This is a genomic window from Mycolicibacter hiberniae (assembly GCF_010729485.1).
In the GTDB taxonomy this organism is placed as follows: domain Bacteria; phylum Actinomycetota; class Actinomycetes; order Mycobacteriales; family Mycobacteriaceae; genus Mycobacterium; species Mycobacterium hiberniae.
The window spans coordinates 3,996,199-4,020,669 of sequence record NZ_AP022609.1; the positions used below are offsets into that span (position 1 = coordinate 3,996,199).

Genomic DNA, 24,471 nt, shown 5'->3' on the forward strand with positions numbered 1-24,471 from the left:
GGTGATGGCGCGCGCCGACGGAAAGCCCATCACCGTGCTGGTGGTCGACGACGAGACGGTGCTGGCCGAGATGGTGTCGATGGCGCTGCGCTACGAGGGCTGGACCACCGTGACCGCCGGTGACGGCGCCTCGGCGATAGCCGCGGCGAAAGCCGAGCGTCCCGATGTCGTGGTGCTCGACGTGATGCTGCCCGACATGAGCGGGCTGGACGTGCTGCACCGGCTGCGGGACATCAACCCGCGGCTGCCGGTGCTGTTCCTGACGGCCAAGGACGGCCTGGAGGACCGCCTCGCGGGGCTGACCGCAGGCGGCGACGACTACGTCACCAAGCCGTTCAGCATCGAAGAGGTGGTGCTGCGGCTGCGGGCGCTGCTGCGCCGGTCCGGGGTGAGCACCGCCGAGGCCGGCGCTCAGATCGTGGTCGGGGACCTGGTGCTCGACGAGGACTCCCACGAGGTGACCCGCGGCGGTGACCCGATCACGCTGACGTCCACCGAGTTCGAGCTGCTGCGGTATCTGATGCACAACGCCAGACGGGTGCTGTCCAAGGCGCAGATATTGGACCGGGTGTGGGGCTATGACTTCGGTGGCCGGGCCAATATCGTCGAGCTCTACATCTCCTACCTGCGGAAGAAAATCGACAACGGTCGAGAACCGATGATCCACACGCTGCGCGGCGCCGGCTATGTGCTCAAGCCGGCTGGGTAAATCGCCGCACGCCGGCACCGGGCGAAACTGGTCGCTGCGGGCGCGGCTGCTGGTCAGTCAGATCGTCCTGCTGACCGTGGCCTGCCTGGGGATCGGCGCGGTCACCGAACTGGCCCTGTACCAGTTCTTGGTCAGTCAGCTCGATCACCAGCTCCAAGACGCCTCGCATCGCTCGGCGCGGCTGCACGGTCATCCGCTGGCCGCGCACCGGCATCACCGGCCCCGTCCGGGTCCCGGCCCGGACTTCCTGGACGCGCCCGGGCAGCCGGCGGGCATGGTCGGTGCGGTGGTGGATCCCGGCGGCCCGACCGCAGAAGGTCCCGATGTGCAGGCCGGCTATCTGAGTACCTCCGGCCAGCGCGAGCAGCTGAGTCCGTCGGCCGCAGCGCAATTGAGCGAGGTGACTGCGGGCGCCCCGGCGGTGACGCGCCGCCTCGAGGGGATCGGCCGCTACCGCGTGGTGGCGACCACCGCCCGTCGCGGTGACGATGTGGTGGTCACCGGGCTGCCGCTGGCGGCGGTGGAGGACACCATGGTCCGGGTGCTGCTGATCTTCGGGCTGGTAACCCTGGTTGCGGTGGCCGCGGTGGCCGCGGCCGCAGGCGTGGTCACCCGGCGCGCGCTGGCGCCGCTGCGCCGCGTCGCGCAGACCGCGGGCGAAGTAGCCGGCCTGCCCCTGGACCGCGGTGAGGTGACGCTGCCGGTGCGCGTCGCCGAATCCGACGCCAACCCCCGCACCGAGGTCGGGCAACTGGGCGCCGCGGTCAACCGGATGCTCGATCACATGGCCGCGGCACTGGCGACCCGGCAGGCCAGTGAGACCCGGGTGCGTCAGTTCGTCGCCGACGCCAGTCATGAGCTGCGCACGCCACTGACCGCGATCCGCGGTTATACCGAACTGGCGCAGCGTATTCCCGTCTCGGACGGTGCGGACTCCGCAGCGCTGTCGCACGCGCTGAGCCGGGTGCAGTCCGAGACCGAGCGGATGACCCAACTGGTCGAAGATCTGCTGCTGCTGGCGCGGCTGGACTCCGGCCGCCCCTTGGAGCACGAGCCGGTGGACCTGTCGCGGCTGGCGGTCGACACGGTCAGCGATGCCCACGTCGGCGGCCCGGAGCACCACTGGCGCCTCGAGCTGCCCGACGAGCCGGTGATCGTGCCCGGCGACGCCGCCCGGTTGCACCAGGTGGTGGCCAACCTGCTCACCAACGCCGCCGTCCACACCGGTCCGGGCACCATGGTCACGCTGCGGCTGGGCGTCGACGGCCGGGAGGCGGTGCTCAGCGTCACCGACGACGGCCCCGGCATCCAGGCGCAGTTCGCGGCGGAGATCTTCCAGCGGTTCGCCCGCGGAGACACCTCACGGTCCCGCACCGGGGGCAGCACCGGCCTGGGGTTGGCGATCGCCTCGGCGGTGGTCCGGGCGCACCGCGGGAGCATCGCCGTCAGCAGTGCACCGGGCCGCACCGTGTTCACCGTGCGCCTGCCCCGCTAGCACATCCCGGGTTTGCGCCCGGCCCCAGGCGGGTAGGCGATCGGGATGAATCCCGAACTGCCGCCCGAACCGGGCCGGCCGGACGAGCCACCGGAGCGCTTGGCGCCCGCGGAGACACCGGAACGCCTGGCGCCCGCCGAAGTGCCGGAACGGCTGGTCCCCGAAGACCCGCCGGAGGACTCCGCGCAGGCGGTGACCGATGCGCGCTGAAGAAGGCGACGAATCGATCCGCGACTACGCCCGCGAGGCACGCGAGACCCGGGACCGGGTCGCCCGCCCCTCGTGGCCGGCGCGGCTGCGCCACGCATTGACCGCGTTTCGGCGCCGCCGCTGACGCCTGCGGCCCGGCCCGCGGTGGCAAGCTGTGCGCCATGGACAACCAGCCGGTCAGCGCGTCGATCGAGGCCGCCCACGCGCAGCTGCGCGCCACCCTGCCCTTCGATGACACCGCCGATTTCGCCGATGCCGACCGCGGGTTCATCGCCGCCCTGACGCCCTGCGTCATCACCGCCGCCGACGGCCGGGTGGTCTGGGACAACGACAGTTACGACTTTCTCGCCGGCGATCCGCCCACATCGGTGCATCCCTCGCTGTGGCGACAATCCCAACTGGCCGCCAAGCAGGGTCTCTACGAAGTGGTCGAGGGCATCTACCAGGTGCGCGGCTTGGACATCTCCAACATCACCTTCGTCGAGGGCGACCACGGGGTCATCGTCATCGACCCGCTGATCTCCACCGAGGTCGCCGCCGCGGCACTGGCCCTCTACCGCGCGCACCGCGGCGGTGACCGGCCCGTCACCGCGGTCATCTACACGCACAGCCACATCGATCACTTCGGCGGCGTGCTGGGCGTGACGTCCCAGGTCGACGTCGACGCCGGCCGGGTGGCCGTGGTCGCGCCGGAGGGCTTCATCGAACACGCGGTGGCCGAAAACGTCTACGCCGGCACCGCGATGCTGCGCCGGGCCGGCTACATGTACGGCACCGTGCTGGCGCGGGGCCCGCGCGGGCAGGTCGGCTGCGGACTGGGGCAGAACACCTCGACCGGGGAAGTGTCGGTCATCGTCCCGACCGTCAGCATCTCCCATACCGGCCAAACACTGGACATCGACGGAGTGCGGATCGAATTCCAGATGGCGCCGGGAACCGAGGCGCCGGCGGAGATGCACTTCTACTTCCCGCAGTTCCGGGCGCTGTGCATGGCCGAGAACGCCACCCACAATCAGCACAACCTGCTCACACTGCGCGGCGCGCTGGTGCGCGACCCGCGGGCCTGGGCGGGCTATCTCACCGAGGCCATCGACACCTTCGCCGGGCGGTCCGATGTGGTGTTCGCCTCGCACCACTGGCCGACGTGGGGAACCGAGCGGATCGCGCAATACCTGGGGCTGCAGCGCGATCTGTACGCCTACCTGCATGACCAGACATTGCGCCTGCTCAACCGCGGTTTCACCGGAGCCGAGATTGCCGAGGAGTTCGCGCTGCCGCCCGCCCTGGACAACGCGTGGCACGCCCGTGGCTACTACGGGTCGGTGAGCCACAACGTCAAAGCCGTCTATCAGCGGTACCTGGGCTGGTTCGACGGCAACCCCGCCCGGCTGTGGCCGCACCCGCCCGAAGCCCTGGGCCCGCGCTATACGGCGGCTATGGGCGGGCTGGACCGGGTGGTCGAACTGGCCGCGGCCGCCTTCGAAGACGGTGATTTCCGGTGGGCGGCAACACTGCTCGATCATGCGATGTTCACCGACTCCGATCACGCCGGGGCGCGGGCGCTCTACGCCGACACGCTCGAACAGCTGGCCTTCGGCTCGGAGAACGCGACCTGGCGCAACTTCTTCCTGTCCGGGGCCACCGAACTGCGGACCGGCACCTTCGGGACTGCCGGCAACGTCACCTCGGCGGCGCTGCTCGCCCAGCTGAGCCCCGAGCAACTCTTCGAGAGCCTGGCGATCCGGGTCAATGGGCCGCGGGCCTGGGACCTGGAGCTGGCCCTGGATGTCGTGTTCGCCGACACCGGTGTCAACTACCGGCTCACCCTGTGCAACGGCGTGCTGGTGCACCGCAAGACGCCCGCGGACCCGGGCAGTGCGGATCTGACCGTCACGGCGGCCGACAAGTCGGCACTGCTGATGGCGCTGGTGGGCGCCGGGACTGTGGAGTTCTCCGGCGACCCCACCGCGTGGACCACCCTGCGCGACGTGCTCGAGCACCCTGACCCGAACTTCAACATCGTCACCCCGTGATGCCGGGCGTAACCGGCCCCTTAGGGTGGCAGGCGTGCAGTTGCTGCTGATCCGCCATGCGCTCCCGCTGCGCAGCGAGTATGGCCAGGGCTCAGACCCGGAGCTGTCCGAGACCGGATTCGCCCAAGCCCAGCGCCTGCCGGATGCGTTGGCTCGCTTCCCGATCACCCGCCTGGTCAGCAGCCCGCAGCGCCGGGCGATCCAGACCGCCGAGCCGCTCGCGGAGCAGCTCGGTCTCGGTATCGACATCGATGAGCGGTTCGCCGAATACGACCGGGAACTGGCCGGCTACCTACCGATCGAACAACTGCGCACCGAGCGGCCCCAGGACTGGGCGCGCATGGCCCAGGGGCATCTGCCCGCCGGTGTCGACGAGGCCGCGTTCTGCGCGCGGGTCGCCGCCGCCCTCGCCGATGTGGCCGCCGGCGCGGCACCAGACGACACCATCGCGGTATTCAGTCACGGCGGTGTGATCAACGTGGTGCTGCACCAGATTCTGGGCACCCAGCGGCTGCTGTCGTTTCCCATCGACTACGTGTCGGTCACCCGGCTGCTGTACTCCCGGTCGGGTCAGGCCGCGGTGGCGTCGACGAACTGCACCGAGCACGTGTGGGACCTGCTGCCGCGCAACCAGGCCCGGTTGCCCGGCGGCCAGCACGCCGCGGGCTGAGCGGCGGGTTACCGCTGAGCCGCGATGTTGCGCTTGGCGGCGCGCCGCAGCTGGAAGATCCGCGCGGTGCCGACCAGGGCGGTCAGCAGGCCGCCGCTGATCGCGGCCAGCAGGATCGCCACCCCCTTCGGCAGATTCCAGGTCCAGGCGAAAAATGCCAGGTCCACCGGTCCGGTGTTTTGCATGATGAATACCAGTAACACGATCAGGACCAGGAACCCGGCGATCAGCGCGCTCCACAGCGCACCGGCTCGGGTGAACGGCATCGACGCCGGCGGCGGCGGCGGTGTACTGGGGTGGCCCTGCGGGTCGACGGGCATTGTCGAGTCGCTGCTCATAAAGACATCTTGCCGGTTGGGCGCCCGAAATGGATCGGATCTCGCGGGTTTGCGCACCGGGGGCCGGTTTGCGCACCGGGGGCCGGTCTGCGGACCGGGGCCCGGTCCCTTACGGTGGGCTGATGAGCGCAGCCCCCTCTGGCCCGTGGCCAGCGATTTTGACCTGGCGGGCGCCCGACGCCCCCCGGATGGAGTCGGTGCGGGTGCAGCTGTCGGGAAACCGGATCAGGGCCAATGGCCGGATCGTGGCCGGAGCCACCACCGAGCACCCGGCGTTCGGTGTCTACTACGACCTGCACACCGATGAGTCCGGCGCCACCAAACGGCTGGGACTGACCGTCACGCTCGCCGAACGGGAACGTCAGCTGGTGATCGCCCGCGACGAGGAGAACATGTGGCTCATCACCGATGCCCGGGGACAGTCCCGCGCCGGGTATGACGGAGCCCTGGACGTCGACATGCTGTTCAGCCCGTTCTTCAACACCCTGCCGATCCGGCGGGCCCGGCTGCACGAGCGGGCGGCGGCGATCACCTTGCCCACGCTGTACCTGAACCTGCCCGAGATGTCCGTGGTGGCGGCGACCGCCACCTACAGCAGTGTCGGCACCGGGCCCGGGATCAAGGTGATCACCCCGGGAACCGACGCGCGCGGCACCATCGTGACCGTCGACTCAGAGGGGTTCGTCATCGACTATCCCGGGTTGGCAACGCGGATCTGATCACCCCGCCGGCCCGGCCCGCGGCGGCCAGCTCCCGGCGCCAGTCCTCGGCTCCGACGACCACCGTGACGATCTCAGTGCGCGGGAAGCTGTCGTAGCGGGTGCGCGCGGCATGTCCCTTGTTGACCAGTTCGGCCACCGAATCCGACGCCGACAGGGAGTCGCGCGCATCCGACAGCAGCGCGATGGCGCGGTCCAGCGCCGGCAGCAGTCGTCGCCAGTTGGCCTCGCACATCGCCCGGACCAGGTCCGGTGCCGTCCCGGCGACCCGGGTGCCGTCCCGGAACGATCCGGCGGCCAGCGCGAACGCCAACGGGACGTCGGCTGCGGTGACGGCCAGTGCCTCGGCCAGCAGATGCGGCAGATGGGAGATGGCGGCCGCGGCCGCGTCGTGCTCCTCCGAGCGTGCGGGCACCGCCACCGAACCGCAGTCCAGAATCAGGTCCAGCACCGTGGTGAACACCGCCGGATCCACATGGTCGTCGACGCTGATCACCCACGGTGCGCCCTTGAACAGATCTGCGTGCCCGGCCGGCCAGCCGGAGTGGGCGGTCCCGGCCATCGGGTGACCGCCGACGAAACGGGCTTGCAGCCCGGCGGCGGCGATCTCGTCGAGCACCGGGTTCTTGACGCTGGTGACATCGGTCAGGGGGCAGTCGGGGGCGAGCCGGGCGATGGGGCCGAGCAGCATCTGCAGCGCCGGTACCGGTACCGCGATCACGATCAGCGCATCGGTGTCAGCGGCGCGCGTCAGGGCCCTGTCCAGCTCGGTGGTGGCGTCGAAGCCGTCGGCTGTCGCGGCGTTCACCCCGTCTGCCGACCGGTTGTAGCCGAACGCGGTGCGGCCCGCCGCGGCGGCCGCGCGCAACACCGAGCCGCCGATCAGACCGAGCCCCAAGACACACACCGGAGTTTTCACTGTGCTTACCGCCACGTGTCCAGGTTGGCACACGCTGGTCAAGGGCGTGGACGGCGACTACCGTAGGCGCCCATGGAAGCACAGGGTCCGTCCACGCAGGACCGTCCAGCCGACACGCTGGACGGTTTCGGGATGGCCGTTGTGCGGGAAGACGGCCGGTGGCGTTGCACGTCGATGCGCGCCGCCGCGTTGACCAGTTTGGCCGGGGCGGAGACGGAGCTGCGCGAGTTGCGAAGCTCGGGCGCGGTGTTCGGTCTGATCAACGTGGACCACGAATTCTTCGTGATCGTGCGCCCGGGTCCGGCCGGTACCCGGCTGCTGCTCTCGGATGCCACGGCCGCCTTGGACTATGACCTGGCCGACGAGGTGCTCGAGGCGATCGACGCCGATATCGACACCGCCGACCTGGAGGATGCCGACCCGTTCGAGGAGGGCGACCTGGGGGTGCTCGCCGACATCGGGCTGCCCGCCGCGGTGCTCAGCGTCATCCTGGACGAGGCCGACCTGGCAATCGAGGAGCAGCTGCACCGGATCGCCAGCGAGATGGGGTTCGACGACGAGCTCAGCGCGGCACTGCCGCGGCGCCGTCGGTGACCGGCTCGCCCAGCGACGAGGATCTGATCCGCGCGGCCCTGGTGGCTGCCGGGCAGGCCGGGCCCCGTGACGTTCCGGTGGGAGCGGTGGTGGTGGGCGCCGACGGCACCGTGCTCGCCCAGGCGGCCAACGCCAGAGAAGCGCTGGCAGACCCCACCGCGCACGCCGAAATGCTGGCGATCCGCGCAGCGGCCGCCGTGCTGGGCGACGGTTGGCGGCTGACCGGCGCCACCCTGGCCGTCACGCTGGAGCCGTGCACCATGTGCGCCGGCGCACTGGTGGCCGCGCGGGTGGCCCGGCTGGTGTTCGGGGCGTTCGAACCCAAGACCGGCGCGGTCGGCTCGCTGTGGGACGTGGCGCGTGATCGCCGGCTCAACCACCGGCCCCAAGTGCGCGGCGGGGTGCTGGCCGCGGAGTGCGCTGCACCACTGGAAGCGTTCTTCGCCCGGCAGCGATTGGGCTGAGAGCCCCTTTGTTGGGTACGCTGTCCCGCGGTGGCGTGTCCGAGCGGCCTAAGGAGCACGCCTCGAAAGCGTGTGTGGGGTAACCCCCCACCGAGGGTTCAAATCCCTCCGCCACCGCCACGTGATGAATCACATCGGTCACGGATTTCCCCGGCCTCGTGCCGGGGTTTTCTGTTTGTCGGGCCGCATGCAGGCGACTCCGCCGGGGCCGAGGCGGCCTGTGACTGCGCGGTCCAGACCCTCGCCCGACGCTCCGATCGACGGTTCGGTGGAGAAGGCAGTACACCCGTTGTCCAGGTGAGTTTTTCGCCGCAGGAGCGGTGGGGCCCGCAGTGGGGGAGCAACGCTGCGGACGGCCCCACCGGCCGGTTGCCAACCGCGGTTGCGTCTGCGGCGCGCTGCGGGCGGGCCATGGATATACATCCTTGTATATCCAATACAGAAATGTAGAGTTGTGGCTGCGATCACGTTCAGCCCCTTCCTCCGGCGCTTGGCCCGCTGCCCGCCGAGGTCTCCGGCCCGGGATGCCCCGACCCAAGGAGCAGATATGCAGTCGACGAAGCCCGGTGACTGGGTCGAGACCGCACCCACCCTCGAGGACATCGACTTCGCCGGGTACCGGATGAACATCCCCACCGATCGCTACATCTGTCCGGAGATCGCCGAGCGCGAGGCCGAGCAGATCTGGAAGAAGGTCTGGCGCGTGGTGGGCCGGGTCAGTGAACTGCCCGAGACGGGGGACTGGAAGGAATACCGCATCCGCGACCAGTCCTATGTGATCGTCCGGGGCAAGGACGAGCGGATCCGGGGCTTCGTCAATGCCTGCCGGCACCGGGGGAACCGACTGTGCGAGGGCGCCGGCAACGCCAAGCGGGGCCTGCTCTGCCAATACCACCTGTGGTCCTACGGCCTCGATGGCCATCTGCGGGGCGTGCTGCGGGAGAAGGAGAACACACTGTCCCCGCTGGACAAGGAGGGGCTCTCGCTGCTGCCGGTGGCGGTCGAGTGCCTCGCCGGCTTCATCTTCCTCAATCCCGACCCTGATGCCGAACCGCTGAGTGAGTTTCTGGGACCCGAAATCGCCGAGATGCTCCAGCCCTACCACCTCGATGAGATGGTCACGGTGATGGACGTCAAAGAGGACCTGGAATGTAACTGGAAGGTTGTCATGGACGCCTTCGAGGAGGGCTATCACATCTCCGGGATCCACCCCCAGTTGCTGCGCGTCATCATGATCGACCCCTACAAGAGTCGGTACAAGCTTCTGGACAAGCACAGCATCTCCATGGCCCCGTTCGAAGTGGCCAATGCCGACACGTACAGCGCCGAAGAGCAAGTCGAAGGAATCCTGGAGCTGCCCGAGACCTTCCCCTCGGTGCAGGCGTCACTGCCACGGTTTCAGGAGCTGGTCGACGAATACCGGGATCAGGGGCGCGAGCTGGCGTTCCCCGAGGGGGTCACCGCGCGCACCCTGCTGCAGCGGGCAACCCGGGAAACCCTGCGCGGGATGGGCCTGGACGTCGACGGGTTGACCGATGCGCAGATGAGCGACAACCACGGCTGGGTGCTGTTCCCGAATTTCTTCATGACGATCCGTGCCGGTGAGGCAACCGTCATCATGTCCGAACCGCACCCCAGCGGTGATCCGAACAGATGCTCCTGGCACATCATGAGTTTCATGTGGCTGCCCGAAGAGCACCGCGGCGCCTTCAAGGCCGAGCCCATCGTGGTGGACGAGCCGGGTTCATACAAGTATTTCCTTGCCCTGCAGCAGGATTACGAACAGATGCCGCGTCAGCAGATCGGTCTGCGCAACGAGCGGTTGAAGCACATGTCATTGGTCAAAGAGGAGATCGTGATCGCCCATTACCACTCCGTCGTCGACCGCTACCTGGCCGGCGCCATCTAGTCTTGCCCGGGCATCGCGACTCAGCCATCCTCTCAACAAGATTGGGGCGACCTCGATGAGCGATATCGACTCCGTGATCGACAACCACCACGGCAACACGCGCACGGTATTGGAGTACAGCCGCACCGTGGGCAGGTTGGTGCACGAAGCCAAGAAGCCGGGGTTCACCGTCGAAAGCTGGGCTCCGCTCGCGCGGCTGGTCGACACCGAGAACTTCGTGCGTGTCGGGAACTTCAAAGAAGTCATGAACTGGGCGCAATACACGGCCTTTCTGACGGGCTGGGCAACGGCGTCCCTGTGGGACGCCACCTTCCGGCGGATCAGCACGGTCGAGGGGATTGTGTTCCTCGAGCTCGAGGAACACAGCACGATCGGGGACTTCCACAGCGTGGTGAACTCGGCCAGCATCTACGAGTTCGACGATGCCGGCAGGATCGCCCGCGTCGATGTCTACCTACAGATGGAACTGCCCAGCCCGGATCTGCTCGCCGGCGGGCTGAGCGGAGACACCGCGCAGTGATGCCGCCCCGCGGGTCAGCTGCCGCGCTGTGAACCGGGGCGGTTGCCGGCCGCCGGCTTGGGTCGCACACTGGCCAGCACCATCTGCAGAAACGGCGTCTGGAGGTCTTCGCCGTCCAGGTAGGAGCCGATGGTGATGCCCTCATTGGTGGCGACCAGCACCTTGGCCAGCTGGTGGGCCGGTACGGTCAGCTCTCCGCCGAGCCGGCTGCTGTGTTTTTCGATGTAGTCGGCCAGCGAGTTCAGGGCCTGTCGCCGCTTGCCCGCCAGGCGTTCGCGAGCCTCGGGATTGCGCAGCAGGAACAGCGAAAACTCATGGCCCAGGGCGGCGCTGTCGGGACCGCCTGTCACCAGCTCACGCCACCGCTGGGCGAACTGCGCCACATCGAGTTCCTCCAGCGTCTCGAACGAGCTGATGACGTCTTCGAAGCTGGACAAAAAGCGCTGCAGGTGCCGCTCGATGACGGCCAGGAACAACTCCTCCTTGGCCCCGAAATGCGAGTAGATCGCGCCGCGGGTGTACCCGGCGGCATCGGCGATGTCCTCAAGGGCCGCCCCGGCGTAGCCCCGCCGGGCGAACACCTCCTCGGCGGCGTCCAGCAACACGCTGCGGGTGTGTTCCACGCGCCGTTGCCGGGTCCATCGTTCCGCCACGGGATTTATTGTCCCAGCCCGGTTGCCATTGCGCCCACCAACGCCCCCAAACCCTAGATACGACGCTGTATTCAATATACAGTCCTGTATATGGTGCTGACGTGTCGTGCGGCTCGTGCCCGCCGAGCCGGCCGCGGCCCTCGTCGCCTTTCGCGAAACGTCTTTCACCACAACTTGTCACGTGAGGGAGGCCTGCTGTGAAGCTGGAGGATCGGATAGCCAAGCACCGCCGGATGGCGGAAAGCTACCGCGACAAGTACGTACTGCAGCAGGTTCAAGACGGCGAGACCTACGACGAATGGGAGTTCACCGACGACGCGGTCTACACGTCGCCGTACTTTGTGGCCGATCAGGAGTTGGTACTCAAAGACGTGGCCACCCATTGGAGCACCGCGGCCACCATCGAAGCCAAGGCCTACGGTTTGACCTTCCCGGACTGGAAACCCGTGGAATTCAAAGTCTGGCCCGCCGAAAACGGTTTCGTCCAGCGCTATCGCTGGGAGGGAACCAACGTCAACACCGGGCACGTCCAGGGCTTCTACTCGATCAGCTTCGTCGAGACCGACGACGACTGCAAGATTGTGCACTGGTCGACCTATGTCAACGACGACGAGTACGGACCCTTTCTGGAGGCGGCGATCGGCGCGCGTGGACCGTTCCACGGGGACGGCTATATGCAAGCCCTGGCAAGCCATTTCGAGAAGCACGGCATCACTTTCTAGTCGCCGGGTCGGTGCGCCGGAGCGCGGCGCCGGGTTTGCGGCTGGTATTCGGACGAAGGAACACACCATGACCACCAGTGCCGTCGACGAGTTGTACTACGACCCGTGGGACGCCGACCTCAACGCCGACCCGTACCCGATGTTCAAACGGTTCCGCGACGAGGCGCCCGTGTACTACAACGCCGCACACGACTTCTGGGCGGTGAGCCGCTTCGCCGACGTCAACCGGACGCTCCTCGACCACCAGACGTTCAGCTCCGCACGCGGCGTGGTGCTGGAGATCATCAAGTCCGGTATGGAGATCCCACCGGGAATGCTGATCTTCGAGGACCCGCCGATCCACGATATCCATCGGTCGCTGCTGGCGCGGGCGTTCACCCCGCGCAAGATCAGCGCCCTGGAGCCCAAGATCCGGGAGCTCACGCGAAAGTGCTTGGACCCCTTGATCGGCGGTGACCGCATCGACTTCGTCAAAGACCTGGGATCGGTGATGCCGCTGCGGGTGGTCGGGATGCTGTTCGGAATCCCGCAGGACTACCAGCGCCGCATTCAGGAAGACGGCGACAAGCACGTGCGCACCCAGCGCGGCGGGCAGATGACCGACAACGCCGACGGCGTCCTGGCCGACGGCCAACTGTTCGCCGAGTTCATCGACCATCGCGTCCGCCACCCGGCAGACGACCTCACCACCGAACTGCTCAACGTCGAGTTCGAGGACGAAACCGGAACCACCCGAAAGATGCGCCGCGACGAGCTGCTGATGTTCATGAACGTCGTCGCCGTTGCCGGCGCCGAGACCACCACCCGGCTTATCGGATGGACCGGCAAACTGCTCTCCGAACATCCCCACCAGCGCCGGCACCTCGCCGCCGACCGCTCCGCGCTGCCGCAGGCAATCGAGGAGATCCTGCGCTACGAGCCGCCGGCGCTGCAAGCGGCCCGCTACGTGACCCGCGACGTCGACGTCGCCGGAACCACCATCCCTGCAGGCAGTTCCATCCTGGCTCTGGTCGGCGCGGCCAATCGCGACGAGCGGCGGTTTGGGTCCGACGCCGAGTACTTCGATGTCCTCCGGCCACCGCGCAGCCACCTGACCTTCGGGGTCGGCGCGCACTACTGCCTGGGCAACGCCCTGGCGCGCATCGAAGGACGGGTCGCCCTCGACGAGATCCTGAACCGCTTCCCGGACTGGACCGTCGATCTGGACGAGGCGGTCTTCTCCTCCTCCTCGGCCGTGCGCGGGTGGGACAGCATGCCCGCCCGCCTCGGCACCTGACGGCCTACGCCGCGGCGCTCCGTCGTCGGCCGGGAATCAGCGCGGCCGGTCCACCGCATAGGTCCCGGCGTCGTCGGCGAACTCCACCAGCACCTGGCGTAAGGCGCCGTCGACCAGCACCGTGCAGGTGAAGCTGGCGCCCCTGCGCACCGTCGGGTTGCCCCCGTTGTTGCATCGGACGTCGGTCACGTCGTCGCGGCCGTAGCCGTTGACGGGGTCGGTCAGCACCCGGCGGACACCGTCTTGGGCTGCCCGCACGTCGAGTTGTATCTGCTCGGAATCGCCGACGGTGGCGCGCAGCACCCAGGCCAGGAGTACGCCCAGGGCGAGCAGCGCGGTGACGCCCGCGGTGATCAACAGGGTCCGGTTCGACGGGCGCTGCAGGTCGGGTTTCTGCGCGGCGGCATCCGGGGAGACCTGCGCGGGCCGCGGACGCGGGGCGGGCGCCAGCGGTCGCGCGCCCGGCGGTGGCCGGTGCGTCCGGGGCGGCGGTGCCGGTCGGCGGAACTCCAGATACCAGGGTTGCTCGGGCGGGCGTGGGCGCTGGTTTGCGGGGCCGGTCGGCCGGTGTGGTTGCTGTGGCGGCCGCGGAATCGGCCGGCCCTGCGGCGGCTTGCGCGGATCTTCCGGAGCGTTCATGACCTGCCGCTCATCCCGGGAACCGCTCGAAGCAGCCGTCGGTGTCGCCGTAGAGCCCGGACCGGAACGCGAGGATGCGGGTGAAACCCGCCGGCACGGTGTTGTCGTCGACGTCACTGGCGACGATCCCATTCATCAGCAGACCGGTGACCGCCTCGTCGAGGTCGCCGCCGGCCAGCATCAGACCCGGTCCGCCGGCCACCGTCATCGGTGCGGACATCCGGCGTTGGGCGACCCCGCTCAGACATGCGGTTCGCAACGCCGCGGTCGCCGACTCCAGGCCCGCTTCGCGCTCACGCTGCACCGCCAGCGCATAGCGCGACGTCACGGCCGACAAGCCGGTGTTGTCGCCCTGCGGCATACCGAGAGTCGATTGGTCTGTCGGCGCGCTGAGCTCCTGCAGTCCGGCCATGTCGACGACGATCAGGTTGGACTCCGGGCAGTAGGCCACCGGATCGGGATGGTGGCCGCTGGGGCACTTGCCCGACGTGGACAGCTCCGGCGGACGGGACAGGCCGAAGATCTGGCCCAGCTGTTCCATCAGGGTCGACAACACCGACTCGTCGATCGTGAGATCGCTTTGGGGAGTCTGCGCGTCGAACAGCGAGCCCGGCAGGTTGCCGCGGCGCTTGCGGACGTCATCCATGGTGATCTCGGCGCACATCTGCGCGTCGCCGTCGAAGCCGGTCTGGAAAGCGCCGACCCGGTCCAGCGCGGTGCCGTGTTCGTCGGAGACCGACACCGGATTGTCCGCCGTCGACACGGGGTCGCGGATCACGATCAGGCCGGCCAGTACGTGGTTGAGGCCGTCGCCGGTACTCAGCTGCAGCCGGGGGGAATTGCCCGCCGCCACCCACCGCAGGTACACGCCGGCGAAGCAGTCGGCCTGCTGTTCGCGGACCAGGGTGCGCGTCAGCGGGTTGACGGTGCCGGCCATGTGCTGCAGGGCGTGGCCGTATTCGTGCGCCAGCGTGCCGCTGATCGCCGTGTCGCCGAAGTACTTTCGCGCCGTGGGCAGAAATTTGGCGCGGTCCCAGGCGAGGGTGTCCGGCTTTCGGCAGTACATCGCGTTCGGCAGGTGGTAGACGTCGCCGCCGCACACCGACGGGCCGTCGGGATCGGTGGAGTCGTAGGACATCAGCGTCGAGACCGGGTCGAAGCGTCCCGGCAGCATCTGCGCGTAGTGCTGCGTCCAGAAATCCTCGATGTCGTCGATGGCCAGCAGCGACAACCGGTCGATCTGCCCACCGTCGCTGTTGTGCACTCGGGGGGTGACCGGGCCGACCTCACCGCGCGGCCCGCTGGGGCCTTCCGCGGTGGGCAAGCCGCCGACCCGCCCGGGGTCGTACAGCATTGCCATCGCGTGGCCGGCGATCACCGTCGGTGCGGTGGGCTCGGCGCAGGAGCACAACGCCAGCAGCAGGGCCGCCACCCCGAAAAGCGTTGCGGTCCGTCGGTGAGATCTGCGTCGCGGCATTTTCACCTGCTCAGGTAGGCCACGATTCCCGTGGCGACCGCCGCGGCGTACTGCGCTCGCCCGTCGGCGCTGTCCAACAGCGCCGCGTCCTGCGGGTTGCGCATGTTGCCCAGCTCGACCAGCACCGCCGGATATTCGGCCAGGTTCAGCCCGGCCAGATCCGCCCGCCCGTAGAGGCCGTCGGCGCCCAGGTAGCTCGACGGCGCGATCCCGGCGGCGCTCAGGGCATCCCGGATGTCGCCGGCCAGCGCCACGGCTGGGCCGGACTGGGCGTCGTTGAGCGGCGGGCTGGAGTAGTTGACGTGAAAGCCCCGGCCCGAGGCCGGCCCGCCGTCGGCGTGGATGGACACGATCGCGTCCGGGCGCGCGGCGTTGGCCGCGGCGGCCCGGGCGTCGATGCACGGGGCGGGCGAGGAGTCGTCACCGCGGGAGAGCTCGGTGTGCACGCCCAGGCTCTCCAGTTGCGCCCGGATCCGGTTGGTCACGTCCCAGTTCAGGCTGTGTTCGGGGTAGCCGGCGTCGGTTGCGGTTCCGCTGGTCTGGCACGGCTTGGTGCCGCCGCGGCCGTTGGGAACCTGCCGGGAGCTCGAAGCGTCGTTGGCGCCGCTGTGCCCCGGGTCCAGAAACACCGTCTTGCCGGCGACGCCGGGATCGGCCGAAGCGGTGGGCGCCACGATGCCGACCGCGAGTAAGCACGCGGCCGAGGCGACACAGACAACGGTCCGGCGACGCACGGGCCAAGACTAGCAAGCGGCAACGGGTGGGCCGGGGTGTAATAGATCGATGCAGCTGATGTCACCGCTCGATTCAGTATTCCTTCTGACCGAGACGCGTGAGCATCCGATGCACGTCGGCGGGCTGATGTTGCTGGAGCCGCCCGAGGGCGCCGGGCTGGAGTTCGTCGGCGAGATCTACCGGGACATGCTGGGTGCCCGGGACCTGCAGCCGGCTTTCCGCAAGCGCCCGGCGTCGCCGCTCGGGGGAGTCTCCAGCGTGGCCTGGGCCTTCGACGACGACGACGACGTCGACCTGGAGTACCACGTGCGGCGTTCGGCGCTGCCGGTGCCGGGCCGGGTGCGCGATCTGCTGGAGCTGACCTCACGGCTGCACGGCAGCCTGCTCGACCGGCACCGCCCGCTGTGGGAAGCCCACGTGGTCGAAGGCCTCAACGACGGCCGGTTCGCCGTCTACGTCAAGGTGCACCACAGCCTGATCGACGGTGTCTCGCTTTTGCGGCTGCTGGGCCGCACCCTTTCGACCGATCCGCGCGATCCCCAGCTGCGGACCCCGTGGACGGTCCGGCCCTCGTCGCGGCCGCGCCGTCCCGCCCCGTCCCGGCTGGGCGAACTGGCTCAGCTGGTCAAAGACACTGCGGCCCTGGGGCCCTCGACGGTGAAATTGGCGCGTGCCGCGCTGCTCGAGCAGCAGCTGACCCTGCCGTTCGAAGCGCCGCGCACCATGCTCAACGTCAAGATCGGCGGTGCCCGCCGCTGCGCGGCGCAGTCCTGGCCGGTGCACCGCGTGGCCGCGATCAAACGGGCGGCGGGGGTCACCCTCAACGACGTGGTGCTCGCGATGTGCGCCGGGGCGCTGCGCGCCTACCTCGACGAGCGCGATGCCCTGCCGGAGCATCCGCTGGTGGCGATGGTCCCGGTGAGCCTGCGCACCGAAGCCGAGGCCGACTCCGGCGGCAACCTGGTCGGCACCATCTTGTGCAACCTGGCCACCGACCTGAGCGACCCCGCTGCGCGGCTGGCGACCATCAGCGAGTCCACCCGCAGCAACAAGAAGGTGTTCAGCGAGCTGCCGCGCGCTCAGGCGCTGGCGCTGTCGGCGGCCAACATGGCGCCGTTGGCGCTGGCCGCCGTCCCGGGCTTCGTCTCGGTGGCCAAGCCGCCGTTCAACGTCGTCATCTCCAACGTGCCCGGCCCGGCGGAGCCGCTGTACTGGCGGGGCGCCCGCCTCGACGGCAACTACCCGATGTCGATCGCCCTGGATGGGCAGGCGCTGAACATCACGGTGATCAGCAACGCCGGCAACCTCGACTTCGGGCTGGTCGGCTGCCGGCGCTCGGTTCCGCACCTGCAACGGCTGCTGGGGCACCTGGACACCGCGCTGGAAGACCTGGAACGCGCTGTGGGTGTGTGAGCGTGGCCAGGCGCAGCGCCGGACTGCTGCTGTACCGGTGGGGGACCGGCGGTGGCGTCGAGGTGTTGATCGCCCACCCCGGCGGACCGTTCTGGGCGCGCAAGGACGACGGCGCATGGTCGATCCCCAAGGGGGAGCAACCCGACGGCGAGGACCCGTGGCAGACCGCGCGCCGGGAATTCGCCGAAGAGATCGGCCTGGAGCCGCCCGACGGTGCCCGGACCGAGCTCGGCGTGCTGCGTCAGGCCGGCGGCAAACTGGTCACGGTGTTCGCGGTGTGCGGCGATCTGGATGTCACCGGCGCACGCAGCAACACCTTCGAACTGGAGTGGCCGCCGCGGTCGGGGAAGCTTCGAGAGTTTCCCGAGGTCGACCGGGTCGGCTGGTTCCCGATCGAGCAGGCGCGCGTCAAACTATTGGCCGGACAGCGCCTCGCCCTGGACCGGTTGACGGGTCACCTGGGGATCGAGCCCTAGCCCTGGGGCGGCGGCGTTCCCTGTTGCTGCGAACGCCGCTGCGCCAAGCTGGAGACGATCATCCGGGCCAGCGTGCTCGCGCCCGTTGCCTGCGCGGACTGCACGGCGGGCGCGGCTGCGGCATGCCACTGCGCCAGCGGATTCAGTTCGCCGGCGAGGAACTGTCGCCGGCATTCGCCCCGCTGAATCTTGCCGCTTGAGGTGGTGGGCACCCGCATCGCCGGCACCAGCAACACGTCGTGGGTCACTAGGCCGTGCTGCTCGCGGACCGCCGCTCGGATGGACTCCATGATTGCGTCGTACTCGCTCTCGGCGACCTGCTGCCGAAAGTCCAGTTCCTGCACGACCACCAGTCGGGTGTCGCCATTCGGTTTCGGTTGCACCGAGAAGACCGCGCCGCGGTCCGCCAGCAGCCCCGGATGGCTGGCCTGCACCGTCGGCTCGATGTTGTTGGGGTAGTAGGTGCTGTCGCCGATGGTGATGAGGTCCTTCCACCGCCCGGTGACGAACACCTCGCCCTGGCAGAGGAATCCCATGTCGCCGGTGCGCAGAAAGGGGCCTTCGTCGGTGTCGGACAGGAATCCGGCGAAGGTGTGCGCGTTCTCTATCGGCCGTGCCCAGTAACCCTGCGCAACGCTGGGCCCGGACACCCAGATCTCGCCGACCTCGTCCGGTCCGAGACAGCGACGGGTCTCCGGGTCGGCGATCACGACCCGTTGGCCGTAGACCGGTGGGCCGCAGCTGACCACCGCGACCGCGGCGGTGTCGGCGGTGACGTCCACGGCGCGGTTCTCGCTGAGCGCCTTGCTGTCGACGTAGCGCACACCGGCGACGTCAGGAGTGGGGTCTGCCGAGACCAGCAGGGTGGCCTCGGCCAGGCCGTAGCACGGCAGAAACGACTGGATGCGGAATCCCGCCGGAGCGAACGCGTCGGCGAACTCCTGAATGGTCGACGCGTGGATCTGCTCGGAACTGCTTGCGGCGGTGGTCCAGTGCGACAGGTCCAGTGCCGCGCGCTCGTCGGGGGTGCTGTTTTTGACGCACAACCGGTAGGCGCTGTTGGGTGCTGCGGTCGTGTTGGCCTTGAACCGGGACATGGCCTCCAGCCACGCCATGGGCCGCTGGAAGAAGACGATCGGTGACATCAAGACGGTGGTGCAGCCGACGTAGATCATCTCCAGGACTCCGCCGATCAGTCCCATGTCGTGCTGCTGCGGCAGGAAGTAGACGGCTGTCTCATGCTCGTTGCCGTGGTAGGCCCGGCGGATGGACTCCAGGTTGTGCATGAGGTTGCCGTGCGTCACCACGACGCCCTTGGGTGATTTGGTCGAACCGGAGGTGTACTGGATCATCGCCGTGGTGCTCGGGTCGATGTCGGGCGGTTGCCACGCTTCGGGGGCGAGGTCTTGGTCGGTGGCAGACCACCGCAGCGCCGACATACCGGGCACATCGGCGGCCGCCATCCGAAGTTGGGTCTGCGTGGTGGAGGTCGCCACCGCGAAGATGGGCCGCGCGTCGGGTGCGACCAGTTTCAGGCGGGCCAGGGGGGTGTCGACCGGCACCGCGATCGCCCCGGCGTAAAAGCAGCCGAAAATGCTGATGATGCTGTCCAGGCCCGGTCGGCAGATCGCCAGCACCCGCTGCCCGGCGGCACCCTGGCGTTGCAGGTCGGCCGCCACCGCCCGAGCCTTGGCGTCGAGTTCCCGATACGTCAGGCTGGCCGTGACGTTATTGCCGTCCGGGGCGAAGCGGAACGCGACTTTGTCCCCATACCGGTCGGCTTGTATCCGCAGCATGTCCACTAAGGTGTGGGCGTCTGGCATGAACTGCTCTGGCATCCAGACACCATAATGCGTGCGGCCCGCGGCGGGGCTAGGAGCGGGGCGACTCCGCGTGGCCGGCGCACCACTGATCGGGCGGCACCTGCGCGCGTACGTCGGCGATGTGGTCGCCGCAGCCGTCCCAGGTGATCTTGCCGCAGACCCGACACGGCACGGGATAGCACATCGGCGGCTCCTTTCAGGTGGCGTCAGGTGGCGCGAAACGCAACCGCCAGAGTATCGATGACGTTGCGGATCTTCTCGCTCACCTCGGCGGCGATCTCCGCCAGCGCCGGGTTGTCGACGATCTCGGCCATCAGCTGCGGGTTCATCGCCTCCACCAGCACCGTGCCCGGGTGCTCGGTGTCCTCGCGGACCACGACGTTGCACGGCAGCAGCACCCCGATGCGCTTCTCGGCCGTCACGGCGCGGTGCGCCAGGGGCGGGTTGCAGGCGCCCAGGATCAGGTAGCGCTCGATCTGCTCGCCCAGCTTCGCTTTCAGCGTGGCCTGCACATCGATCTCGGTCAACACGCCGAAGCCGTTGTCTTTCAGAACCTCTCGCGTTTTTTCGGTAACCGCGTCGAAATCGGCGCCGGTCACCGCAGTGCTCAATGCCACGGACATGGGAACCTCCTCGGTTGGGATGCGATCAGTGTATCAGACACCCCCGGGGGTATATACCCGCCCGGTATCGTCACCGCATGCACACCCTGCGCACGCCCGAGGACAGGTTCGCCGGCCTCCCGGATTTCGCCTACCCGCCGCAGTTCTGCGACCTCGACGACGATGACGGCGGCACGCTGCGGGTGGCGTGGGTGCACGACGGTCCCGAGGACGGCGAACCGGTTCTGATGCTGCACGGTGAGCCGTCGTGGTCGTTCCTGTACCGCAAGATGATGCCGATCCTGGCGAAGGCCGGATATCGGGTGATCTGCCCGGATCTGGTCGGGTTCGGCCGGTCCGACAAGCCGGCCCGCGCTCACGACCACACCTATGCACGCCACGTCGAGTGGATGCGCGCGCTGGCGTTCGACGTCCTCGACCTGCATGGGGTGACCCTGGTGTGCCAGGACTGGGGAGGGCTGATCGGGCTGCGGGTGCTGGCGGAGAACCCGGACCGGTTCCGTGGCGTCGTCGTGGCCAACACCGGACTGCCCACCGGCGACATCGCGATGCCGGAGGTCTGGTGGCGTTTCCGGGAGGCGATCCAGGCCGCGCCCACGATCGACGTCGGCCGGTTCGTGCAGGCCGGGTGCCGTCGGTCGATGAGCGATGAGGTGCGGGCCGGCTACGACGCCCCGTTCCCCGACGACAGGTATTGCGTGGGACCGCGGACCATGCCGTCGCTGATCCCGACCACCCCCGAGGATCCCGCGGCCGCGGCCAACCGGGTGGCGTGGGCCGCGCTGTGCGCTTCGCAGATCCCGATGCTGGTCGCGTTCAGCGACAGCGACCCGATCACCGGCGCCATGGGGCCGATCTTCCAGCGCACGATGGCCGGTGCGCGGGGTCGCTCTCACCCGGTGATCGAAAACGCCGGGCATTTCCTGCAGGAGGATGCCGGCGAAGAGCTCGCGCGCCACGTGGTGGAGTTCCTGCGCCGCTGACGGTGTGCGCCCCCGGAGGGGTCTCGCTGGGGCGCGTCAGCCGGGGGAGAGGGCTCCCGCCGGGGAGCGTCCGCCGGGGAGTGATCCCGCCGGGGAGCGTCCGCCGGGGGGAGTGATCCCGCCGGGGAGCTTCCGCTGGGGAGTGATCCCGCCGGAGAGGCATTGTGATGTCTGCCCGCCTTTGAGCGACAACGTCGCCAGTCCGGCGCGGGCGGGCTGCGGTTTGTCGCTCAGAGGTGGGCAATAGACACATCACCCGCTGCGCCGTGAATTCTGTGACAGACGAGGTCGCAGCATCCATCATGGACACTATGGACCTGCCCGTGGCCCCGCCGGTGGCTCCGATGCTCGCCAAGGCGGCGGCCAAGGTTCCCGCCGACGACGGGGCAGTCGGAGCCTGGTCCTACGAACCGAAATGGGATGGCTTTCGTGCCATCGTGTTTCGCGACGGCGACGACGTGCTGCTGCAGTCCCGCAACGGCAAACCGCTGAGCCGCTACTTTCCCGAACTGCTGGACGCAGTGCGTGCCGAAGTCGCCCCGCGTTGCGTGCTCGACGGCGAGGTGGTGGTGCCGCGCCAGATCGGCGGCCGCACCCGGCTGGACTGGGACTCGCTGAGTCAGCGCATTCATCCCGCCCAGAGCCGCGTGCGCCTGCTGGCCGAACAGACGCCGGCGCAGTTCATCGCCTTCGACGCGCTGGCCGCCGGCGACACCGCCCTGCTCGACGAGCCGTTTCGGGTGCGGCGGGCGGCCCTGTCCGAGCTGATCACCGGTGGCGCCAGCTGTCATGTCACCCGCGCCACCGAGGACCCCGAGCAGGCCATGCGCTGGCTCATCACCTTCGAGGGTGCCGGGCTGGACGGGGTGGTGGCCAAGCGGACCGACGGGCCGTATCTGCCGGGCAAGCGGGAGATGGTCAAGATCAAGCACCACCGCGACGCCGACTGCGTGGTGATGGGATACCGCATCCACAAGAGCGGTGCGGGTATCGGTTCGCTGCTGCTGGGGCTCTACCGTCCCGACGGCGAGCTCGCGATGGTCGGCGGTGCGGCCTCGTTCAGCGACGCCGACCGGCTGGCGCTGCACCGCGAGCTGGAGCCGCTGCGCATCGGTGACGTCCGCGACGGCGAGCCCAGCCGGTGGAACTCGGCGGCCGACAAGCAGTGGATTCCGATCCGGCCGGAGCGCGTCGCCGAGGTCGCCTACGACCAGATGGAAGGAAACCGCTTCCGGCACACCGTGAAGCTGCTGCGGTGGCGCCCCGATCGGGACCCGGCCAGCTGCACCTTCGACCAGCTTGAGGTGCCGCTGAACTACGACCTCGCCGACGTGTTGGCGACCTGACATGGCCGAGCCCGAGGTGCTGGACGTCGACGGTGTCCCGGTCCGGCTCACCAGCCCCGACAAGGTCTATTTCCCCCGGTTGGGCGCCGGGGGCACCAAGCGGGCGCTGGCCGCGTACTACCTGGCGGTGGCGCGTGGCCCGCTGCTGCATGCCCTGGCCGACCGGCCCAGCCACCTGCAACGGTTCCCCGACGGCATCGACGGCGCCGAGGTCTACCAGAAACGACTGCCCAAGGGGCACCCACCGGAGCTGGAGACCTGCCGGGTCACGTTCCCGTCCGGGCGTACTGCCGATGCTCTGAAGGTCACCCGGCCCGCCGACATCCTGTGGGCGGTGCAGATGAGCACCGTGACCTTCCACCCCTGGCCGGTGCGCTGCGGTGACACCGACCACCCCGACGAGCTGCGGATCGACCTGGACCCGCAGCCCGGCACCGGATTCGACGAGGCCCGAGCGGTCGCGCTGCAGGTGCTGCGCCCGCTGCTCGACGAACTCGGGCTGATCGGCCACGTCAAGACCTCCGGTGGTCGCGGCCTGCACGTGTATCTGCGGATCAAGACCGACTGGGACTTCGTCGCGGTCCGCCGGGCCGGTATTGCGCTGGCCCGCGAAGTGGAGCGGCGCGCGCCGGAGGCGGTCACCACGTCGTGGTGGAAGGAAGAACGCGGCGCGCGGATCTTCGTCGACTTCAACCAGAACGCCCGCGATCGCACCATGGCATCGGCCTATTCGGCGCGGGCCACGCCGATCGCCACCGTCTCGACCCCGTTGACCTGGGACGAGTTGTCCGGAGCCGACCCCGACGACTACACCATCGCCACGGTGCCGGACTTGATCGCGCGGCGCGGCGATCCCTGGAGCGCCATAGATGACGTCGAACAGTCCCTCGACCCGCTGTTGGCCCTGGCGGCCGACGACGAGGCCCGCGGGCTCGGCGACCTGCCCTACCCGCCGAACTATCCGAAAATGCCCGGCGAACCCAAACGGGTGCAGCCGAGCCGGGAAAGATCAGACTGAGTCATTTCGGGGAGGACAGCAGTCCGATGCAGGTTGCGGTGAGTAGTCGGGTCAAAGCGGTGGTGAAGTTCAAATTCCAATCCGGGGGAACCTGAGCCTCCAACGCGTAGGCGTCGGCGAGGTCCGCGGAGGGATGGGCGATCTGCCACAACGGCGCCGCCAGCGAGTACGAGGCCAGCAGCAGGTCCAGGGCGCCTTCCTTGCCGAGACTGGGCAGGGCACGCTCGATGGCGTCGGCCATGGCCAGTCCCGCCGCGGTGCTCTTCCGCCGGACCTCGACGACGACGTCGGCGTCGACCTCATGTTCCAGATGCAGGTGCAGATTGGCCAGCATGTCGCAGAACAGCGGGTCTGCGACCAATCCGCTGGTCAGGGTGGTCGCGACACGTGCCGGGGACATCGGGCCGGGCTCGCTCAGTGCCGTGCAGACGTGGGATTCCCAGCGTTCCCAGCTCTCGGCCGCCAGCCGGAGCAGTACTTCCTTATGGGAGCTGAAGTAGCGCCGTACCGCCGAATAGTGCACTCCGGCGCGACCGGCGACAGCCGTCAGCGTCACCGACGCGACTCCGGTCTCGGACGCGACCGATCGGGCTGCCTCCATCAGCGCTTCGGCCCGCTGGCGCTTCTTCTCCTCGCTGCGGGCGCGTTGGAAGGTCGCCTGACGCACAGCGACGAGGATAACGCACACGATGTGCGTTGCAGGTCTC

The 24,471-nt window shown here is 68.9% G+C and carries 28 protein-coding genes and 1 tRNA gene; 19 read left to right on the top strand and 10 right to left on the bottom strand.

Going from position 1 to position 24,471, the window contains the following annotated elements:
- Positions 1-4: 4 nt before the first annotated feature.
- Genes G6N14_RS18580 through G6N14_RS18595 form a run of 6 tightly spaced genes read left to right on the top strand, consistent with a single transcriptional unit; the run spans position 5 to position 5,117 of the window.
- Positions 5-709 carry a response regulator transcription factor gene (locus G6N14_RS18580; RefSeq protein ID WP_085136279.1) on the top strand — a complete coding sequence of 235 codons (705 nt, stop codon included), beginning with the start codon at positions 5-7 and terminating at the stop codon, positions 707-709.
- A complete protein-coding gene (locus G6N14_RS18585) occupies positions 687-2,204 on the top strand; it encodes a sensor histidine kinase (RefSeq protein ID WP_085136227.1) in 1,518 nt (505 codons plus the stop codon). The genes G6N14_RS18580 and G6N14_RS18585 overlap by 23 nt, the downstream gene beginning before the upstream one ends.
- Positions 2,205-2,249: 45 nt before the next feature.
- Complete coding sequence (locus G6N14_RS20590) at positions 2,250-2,414, top strand: hypothetical protein (RefSeq protein ID WP_165756890.1); 165 nt, start codon at positions 2,250-2,252, stop codon at positions 2,412-2,414.
- On the top strand, positions 2,404-2,538 hold the full coding sequence (locus G6N14_RS21310; protein WP_264079877.1) for a hypothetical protein: 135 nt from the start codon (positions 2,404-2,406) through the stop codon (positions 2,536-2,538). Before G6N14_RS20590 ends, G6N14_RS21310 begins: the two co-directional genes overlap by 11 nt.
- 37 nt (positions 2,539-2,575) lie before the next feature.
- Complete coding sequence (locus tag G6N14_RS18590; protein WP_085136228.1) at positions 2,576-4,447, top strand: alkyl/aryl-sulfatase; 1,872 nt, start codon at positions 2,576-2,578, stop codon at positions 4,445-4,447.
- Positions 4,448-4,481: 34 nt separating this feature from the next.
- The gene (locus G6N14_RS18595; protein ID WP_085136229.1) at positions 4,482-5,117 is read left to right on the top strand and encodes a histidine phosphatase family protein; all 636 of its coding nucleotides are present in this window, start codon (positions 4,482-4,484) and stop codon (positions 5,115-5,117) included.
- An 8-nt stretch (positions 5,118-5,125) separates the two neighbouring features.
- Here the strand turns inward: G6N14_RS18595 and G6N14_RS18600 are convergent, their stop codons facing one another.
- Complete coding sequence (locus tag G6N14_RS18600; RefSeq protein WP_085136230.1) at positions 5,126-5,455, bottom strand: LapA family protein; 330 nt, start codon at positions 5,453-5,455, stop codon at positions 5,126-5,128.
- A 122-nt stretch (positions 5,456-5,577) separates the two neighbouring features.
- Here G6N14_RS18600 and G6N14_RS18605 point away from each other — a divergent pair, with 122 nt between their 5' ends.
- On the top strand, positions 5,578-6,174 hold the full coding sequence (locus tag G6N14_RS18605) for a putative glycolipid-binding domain-containing protein (protein WP_085136231.1): 597 nt from the start codon (positions 5,578-5,580) through the stop codon (positions 6,172-6,174).
- On the opposite strand, the gene G6N14_RS18610 is transcribed toward G6N14_RS18605, so the two are convergent.
- Positions 6,140-7,081 (bottom strand): prephenate dehydrogenase, encoded by a 942-nt coding sequence (locus G6N14_RS18610; protein WP_234808957.1) that lies wholly within the window; start codon positions 7,079-7,081, stop codon positions 6,140-6,142. The two genes, G6N14_RS18605 and G6N14_RS18610, sit on opposite strands and share 35 nt — an antisense overlap.
- Before the next feature lie 84 nt (positions 7,082-7,165).
- Here G6N14_RS18610 and G6N14_RS18615 point away from each other — a divergent pair, with 84 nt between their 5' ends.
- From G6N14_RS18615 to G6N14_RS18635, 5 genes are all read left to right on the top strand, one after another.
- Positions 7,166-7,687 carry a tRNA adenosine deaminase-associated protein gene (locus G6N14_RS18615; protein WP_085136233.1) on the top strand — a complete coding sequence of 174 codons (522 nt, stop codon included), beginning with the start codon at positions 7,166-7,168 and terminating at the stop codon, positions 7,685-7,687.
- A complete protein-coding gene (locus tag G6N14_RS18620; RefSeq protein ID WP_085136234.1) occupies positions 7,684-8,151 on the top strand; it encodes a nucleoside deaminase in 468 nt (155 codons plus the stop codon). Before G6N14_RS18615 ends, G6N14_RS18620 begins: the two co-directional genes overlap by 4 nt.
- A gap of 29 nt (positions 8,152-8,180) precedes the next feature.
- A tRNA-Ser gene (locus tag G6N14_RS18625) sits at positions 8,181-8,271 on the top strand.
- 427 nt (positions 8,272-8,698) lie between these two features.
- Positions 8,699-10,060 carry an aromatic ring-hydroxylating oxygenase subunit alpha gene (locus G6N14_RS18630; RefSeq protein WP_085136235.1) on the top strand — a complete coding sequence of 454 codons (1,362 nt, stop codon included), beginning with the start codon at positions 8,699-8,701 and terminating at the stop codon, positions 10,058-10,060.
- A gap of 55 nt (positions 10,061-10,115) precedes the next feature.
- Complete coding sequence (locus G6N14_RS18635; protein WP_085136236.1) at positions 10,116-10,580, top strand: hypothetical protein; 465 nt, start codon at positions 10,116-10,118, stop codon at positions 10,578-10,580.
- A 14-nt stretch (positions 10,581-10,594) separates the two neighbouring features.
- Here the strand turns inward: G6N14_RS18635 and G6N14_RS18640 are convergent, their stop codons facing one another.
- Complete coding sequence (locus tag G6N14_RS18640; RefSeq protein ID WP_085136237.1) at positions 10,595-11,233, bottom strand: TetR/AcrR family transcriptional regulator; 639 nt, start codon at positions 11,231-11,233, stop codon at positions 10,595-10,597.
- Between the two features lie 197 nt (positions 11,234-11,430).
- On the opposite strand from G6N14_RS18640, the gene G6N14_RS18645 reads away from it, so the two are divergent.
- Positions 11,431-11,955 carry a nuclear transport factor 2-like protein gene (locus G6N14_RS18645; protein ID WP_085136238.1) on the top strand — a complete coding sequence of 175 codons (525 nt, stop codon included), beginning with the start codon at positions 11,431-11,433 and terminating at the stop codon, positions 11,953-11,955.
- A gap of 67 nt (positions 11,956-12,022) precedes the next feature.
- Entirely contained in the window at positions 12,023-13,231 is a 1,209-nt protein-coding gene (locus tag G6N14_RS18650) for a cytochrome P450 (RefSeq protein ID WP_085136239.1), read from the top strand.
- A gap of 36 nt (positions 13,232-13,267) precedes the next feature.
- Here G6N14_RS18650 and G6N14_RS18655 read toward each other — a convergent pair whose 3' ends face one another.
- The 3 genes from G6N14_RS18655 to G6N14_RS18665 are packed head-to-tail and all read right to left on the bottom strand — an operon-like array spanning position 13,268 to position 16,081.
- On the bottom strand, positions 13,268-13,870 hold the full coding sequence (locus G6N14_RS18655; protein WP_085136240.1) for a DUF4333 domain-containing protein: 603 nt from the start codon (positions 13,868-13,870) through the stop codon (positions 13,268-13,270).
- 10 nt (positions 13,871-13,880) lie between these two features.
- On the bottom strand, positions 13,881-15,347 hold the full coding sequence (locus tag G6N14_RS18660) for a neutral zinc metallopeptidase (RefSeq protein ID WP_085136241.1): 1,467 nt from the start codon (positions 15,345-15,347) through the stop codon (positions 13,881-13,883).
- A gap of 2 nt (positions 15,348-15,349) precedes the next feature.
- Positions 15,350-16,081, bottom strand: coding sequence for an Rv3717 family N-acetylmuramoyl-L-alanine amidase (locus G6N14_RS18665; RefSeq protein ID WP_085136242.1), 732 nt, complete (start codon positions 16,079-16,081; stop codon positions 15,350-15,352).
- Positions 16,082-16,130: 49 nt separating this feature from the next.
- On the opposite strand from G6N14_RS18665, the gene G6N14_RS18670 reads away from it, so the two are divergent.
- The gene (locus G6N14_RS18670; RefSeq protein WP_085136243.1) at positions 16,131-17,495 is read left to right on the top strand and encodes a WS/DGAT/MGAT family O-acyltransferase; all 1,365 of its coding nucleotides are present in this window, start codon (positions 16,131-16,133) and stop codon (positions 17,493-17,495) included.
- 2 nt (positions 17,496-17,497) lie between these two features.
- Entirely contained in the window at positions 17,498-17,971 is a 474-nt protein-coding gene (locus G6N14_RS18675; RefSeq protein WP_085136280.1) for an NUDIX hydrolase, read from the top strand.
- On the opposite strand, the gene G6N14_RS18680 is transcribed toward G6N14_RS18675, so the two are convergent.
- The 3 genes from G6N14_RS18680 to G6N14_RS18685 are packed head-to-tail and all read right to left on the bottom strand — an operon-like array spanning position 17,968 to position 20,417.
- Complete coding sequence (locus tag G6N14_RS18680) at positions 17,968-19,809, bottom strand: fatty acyl-AMP ligase (protein WP_234808956.1); 1,842 nt, start codon at positions 19,807-19,809, stop codon at positions 17,968-17,970. The genes G6N14_RS18675 and G6N14_RS18680 overlap by 4 nt on opposite strands.
- A gap of 34 nt (positions 19,810-19,843) precedes the next feature.
- Positions 19,844-19,978, bottom strand: coding sequence for a DUF8730 family Cys-rich protein (locus G6N14_RS21315; protein ID WP_264079878.1), 135 nt, complete (start codon positions 19,976-19,978; stop codon positions 19,844-19,846).
- Positions 19,979-20,000: 22 nt separating this feature from the next.
- Entirely contained in the window at positions 20,001-20,417 is a 417-nt protein-coding gene (locus G6N14_RS18685) for a DUF302 domain-containing protein (protein WP_085136244.1), read from the bottom strand.
- 77 nt (positions 20,418-20,494) lie between these two features.
- Between G6N14_RS18685 and G6N14_RS18690 the strand changes: the two genes are divergently transcribed.
- The 3 genes from G6N14_RS18690 (at position 20,495) to G6N14_RS18700 (ending at position 23,764) form a co-directional block, all read left to right on the top strand.
- Positions 20,495-21,400, top strand: a complete 906-nt coding sequence (locus G6N14_RS18690) for a haloalkane dehalogenase (RefSeq protein WP_085136245.1) — start codon at positions 20,495-20,497, stop codon at positions 21,398-21,400.
- 302 nt (positions 21,401-21,702) lie between these two features.
- Positions 21,703-22,746: an ATP-dependent DNA ligase gene (locus G6N14_RS18695; protein WP_085136282.1), complete on the top strand. Its 1,044-nt coding sequence runs from the start codon at positions 21,703-21,705 to the stop codon at positions 22,744-22,746.
- Position 22,747: 1 nt separating this feature from the next.
- A complete protein-coding gene (locus G6N14_RS18700; protein WP_085136246.1) occupies positions 22,748-23,764 on the top strand; it encodes a DNA polymerase domain-containing protein in 1,017 nt (338 codons plus the stop codon).
- A 1-nt stretch (position 23,765) separates the two neighbouring features.
- Here G6N14_RS18700 and G6N14_RS18705 read toward each other — a convergent pair whose 3' ends face one another.
- On the bottom strand, positions 23,766-24,431 hold the full coding sequence (locus G6N14_RS18705; RefSeq protein WP_085136247.1) for a TetR/AcrR family transcriptional regulator: 666 nt from the start codon (positions 24,429-24,431) through the stop codon (positions 23,766-23,768).
- Positions 24,432-24,471: the final 40 nt, after the last annotated feature.